We start from the raw sequence: 3,390 nt of genomic DNA on the forward strand, positions 1-3,390 counted from the left end.
TACGTGACCGAGTCCGAATCCCGAAAGCAACTTTATGTGCCTTGGCATCCTTACGGAAGCCTAGGCGCAGCAGATCGCCTTCGTGCAACAGTCTCTTGTGAGTGGTTGGATCAACGATATTTAGAGCTGGGTAAATAAAGCGGGGCGAGCAATGTGGATTGCTCGCCCCGCATGGTTAATGATATGGCTATTGGATTACTCAATGGTTACGAGTGTGTCGCCATCTTGTACGGTATCGCCCTTATTGATTTGGATAGAGCTGATGACACCATCGCGGTCGGCTTTGATCTCATTCTCCATCTTCATCGCCTCGAGCACCATGATCTTTTGGCCCTTCTTGACGCTAGCACCTACACTCACTAGGATGTCGATGATGACGCCTGGAAGTGGAGACTTGATAGGTGCACCCGATGCCTTGCCACCAGCTGCAGGAGCTGCCTTTGGTGCCTCTGCTGCGGGAGCTGGCTCCTCGGCCTTTGGTGCTACTGGAGTAGCTTTTGGTGCGGCCGCCTTTGGGGTAGCTGCTGCCCATGCCTCTTGGTCAATGTCGAAGGCTCTATCTAGCTCTACCTCGTAGCTATTGCCATTTACTCTCACCTCGGCTTTATCCTCTTTGATGCTTACCACGTCTACATGGTACTTCACGCCATTTATGGTATAGTCAAATGTCTTCATATTATATGTCTGTCTATTCTCGTATTCTCTTTACTCACGACGCTATCGGGCTTATCGTCTCTCTGGTAGCTGACGCATGGTCAGCTCCTTTGATGCCCATGCTGAATTGCGAAGCTTTGCATAGTCGATAGTGATGATATTGCTCTCTCTATCGTGCGGTGTCCCAAGTGTCTCATGGAGTGCTAAAGCAATCGCTGCGTACACGTCCTGCGAGGAGGGAAGTTTGATATTCATAATCTTTTCCTCTTTACTGGTGAAACTTCTTATAGTGGGATGTTATCGTGCTTCTTAGCAGGAAGGGTGAGCTTCTTATTCTGCAATTGCTTGAGGGCACGAATGATACGGAAGCGGGTGTTGCGTGGTTCAATGACGTCGTCAATATAGCCGTAAGAAGCTGCGTTGTATGGATTGGCAAATGCCTTGCGGTACTCTGCCTCCTTTTCAATCGCCTTAGCTGCTGGATCCTCAGCCTCTTTCACTTCCTTAGCAAATACCACCTCTACGGCACCGCTTGGGCCCATCACTGCGATCTCGGCTGTTGGCCAAGCGTAGTTGATATCGCCACGTAGGTGCTTAGAGCTCATCACGATGTAGGCACCACCGTACGCCTTACGTAGGATGCAGGTAACCTTTGGCACAGTGGCCTCACCAAATGCATAAAGTAGCTTAGCACCGTGGGTGATCACTGCGTTGTACTCCTGACCAGTACCTGGAAGGAATCCAGGAACGTCTACGAGGGTAACGAGTGGAATATTGAAGGCGTCGCAGAAACGTACGAAGCGGGCTGCCTTACGAGAGGCGTTCACGTCGAGTGAACCGGCCTTGCTCTTTGGCTGGTTGGCTACGATACCTACGCTCATGCCGCCCATACGTGCGAAACCACAGATGATATTATCGGCGAAGTCTTTGTGTACCTCTAGGAACTCTCTATTATCTACGATGGCTCCCAGTACCTCGTACATATCGTAGGCCTTATTGGGGTTATCAGGGATAATATCATTGAGAACGTCCTCCATACGATCGATAGGATCGGTGCACTCTACAAGCGGTGCGGTCTCCATATTATTGGAGGGGATAAAGCTGATCAACTTCTTGATGAGGTCGATACCCTCTAGCTCGGTAGCTACGGCGAACTGTGCTACACCACTCTTAGAAGCGTGAACAGAAGCACCACCTAGCTCCTCTTGGGTCACATCTTCGTGGGTAACGGTCTTCACCACCTTTGGTCCGGTAAGGAACATATAGGAAGCACCCTCTACCATGATGATGAAGTCGGTAAGGGCTGGTGAATAAACGGCACCTCCAGCACATGGACCAAAGATAGCTGAGATCTGTGGTACTACACCACTGGCAAGGATATTGCGCTCGAAGATCTCGGCATATCCTGAAAGTGCATTGACGCCCTCCTGGATACGGGCACCTCCTGAATCGTTGATGCCGATCACTGGAGCACCTACACGCATCGCCATATCTTGGATCTTGCAGATCTTGGCAGCGTGCATCTCACCTAGTGAGCCTGCAATGGCTGTGAAGTCTTGTGCAAAGACATAAACAAGACGGCCGTCAATGGTACCGCAACCTGTAACTACACCATCGCCGAGGACTTTCTTCTTGTCCATGCCGAAGTTGGTAGAGCGGAGCTCCACAAACATATCTATCTCCTCAAAGCTTCCCTCATCGAGTAGCTGGTCAATTCGCTCGCGGGCGGTCATCTTGCCCTTTGCGTGCTGCTTTTCGATTCTTGCTTCGCCACCACCGAGACGTGCCTTCTGGCGCATCTCGATCAGCTGCTGTAATTTATCTACTTGAGTACTCATATCTAATACTTCTATGTGATTTATTCTTCTCTGTAGCTACCGCTTGTTACTTCTCCTCTGGGTGGCAGCAAAACTCGGTTAGCACCTTGCCAGTAGACTTGGGGTGTGCGAAGCCGATCATCAGACCCTCTGCACCACGGCGAGCTTGCTGGTCGATCAGTGTAACGCCCTTCTCCTTGGCCTCTTGGAGTGCCTTGTCGGTATCATCTACGCAGTAAGCGATGTGGTGGATACCCTCACCACGCTTCTCGATAAACTTAGCGATGGTGCTATCAGGGCTGGTAGGCTCTAGTAGCTCTATCTTGGTCTCGGAGTTACCTACCTTGAAGAAGGCAGTCTTTACCTTTTGGTCGGCAACCTCTTCGATGTTGTAGCACTTCCAGCCTAGTACGTTTTCGTAATAAGGACGGTGCTCTTCGATGCTCTTTACAGCAATCCCTAGATGCTCAATGTGTGAGATGTTCATACTAATTTCCTAATGTTATATGTTAATATTATGTTTATCCTCCTTCAAAAAGCTAATCTGCCTACTGGGTTGATACAGTATTAGCGACCTTATCGCAAATATAGACTTTATTCTGTAAATAGCCACACAATTAGGGCAATTATTTAGGGGTTACGCATTAGGAAGGTCTTGCCGTAGGGCATTAATCGGAATATCTATGGTAAGGACCTCGGAGAGGTCCGACGGATCCTAGCCCCCGTGTCGGAGGGGGCAAGCCCCCGAACGACCGGGGGATTAACGATCATCCACCGCCCATCCCACGACCCCTTGCGGGTCGGACAACCTTCTCTAGGATTAATTTGTCTTGTCCTAGAAAAAGTTGACTCATAGATAGATTTTTATGAGTAAGTTTGTAAAAAGGAGTCAACTCCAGAAGATTTATTTTGACCGAGT

Annotated in this window: 4 protein-coding genes; all 4 read right to left on the reverse strand. The window is 49.5% G+C overall.

The features are described from left to right. Window positions 1-195: 195 nt before the first annotated feature. The 4 genes from A3GK_RS0109945 to mce are packed head-to-tail and all read right to left on the reverse strand — an operon-like array spanning window position 196 to window position 2,958. Window positions 196-675 carry a biotin/lipoyl-containing protein gene (locus A3GK_RS0109945; RefSeq protein ID WP_018029299.1) on the reverse strand — a complete coding sequence of 160 codons (480 nt, stop codon included), beginning with the start codon at window positions 673-675 and terminating at the stop codon, window positions 196-198. 51 nt (window positions 676-726) lie between these two features. Further along, on the reverse strand, window positions 727-909 hold the full coding sequence (locus A3GK_RS0109950; RefSeq protein WP_018029300.1) for a hypothetical protein: 183 nt from the start codon (window positions 907-909) through the stop codon (window positions 727-729). A gap of 29 nt (window positions 910-938) precedes the next feature. Next, on the reverse strand, window positions 939-2,492 hold the full coding sequence (locus A3GK_RS0109955; RefSeq protein WP_018029301.1) for an acyl-CoA carboxylase subunit beta: 1,554 nt from the start codon (window positions 2,490-2,492) through the stop codon (window positions 939-941). Between the two features lie 46 nt (window positions 2,493-2,538). Continuing rightward, complete coding sequence (gene mce / locus A3GK_RS0109960) at window positions 2,539-2,958, reverse strand: methylmalonyl-CoA epimerase (RefSeq protein WP_018029302.1); 420 nt, start codon at window positions 2,956-2,958, stop codon at window positions 2,539-2,541. Window positions 2,959-3,390 lie beyond the last annotated feature (432 nt).

Source organism: Porphyromonas somerae DSM 23386 (genome assembly GCF_000372405.1).
Classification (GTDB): Bacteria; Bacteroidota; Bacteroidia; order Bacteroidales; family Porphyromonadaceae; genus Porphyromonas_A; species Porphyromonas_A somerae.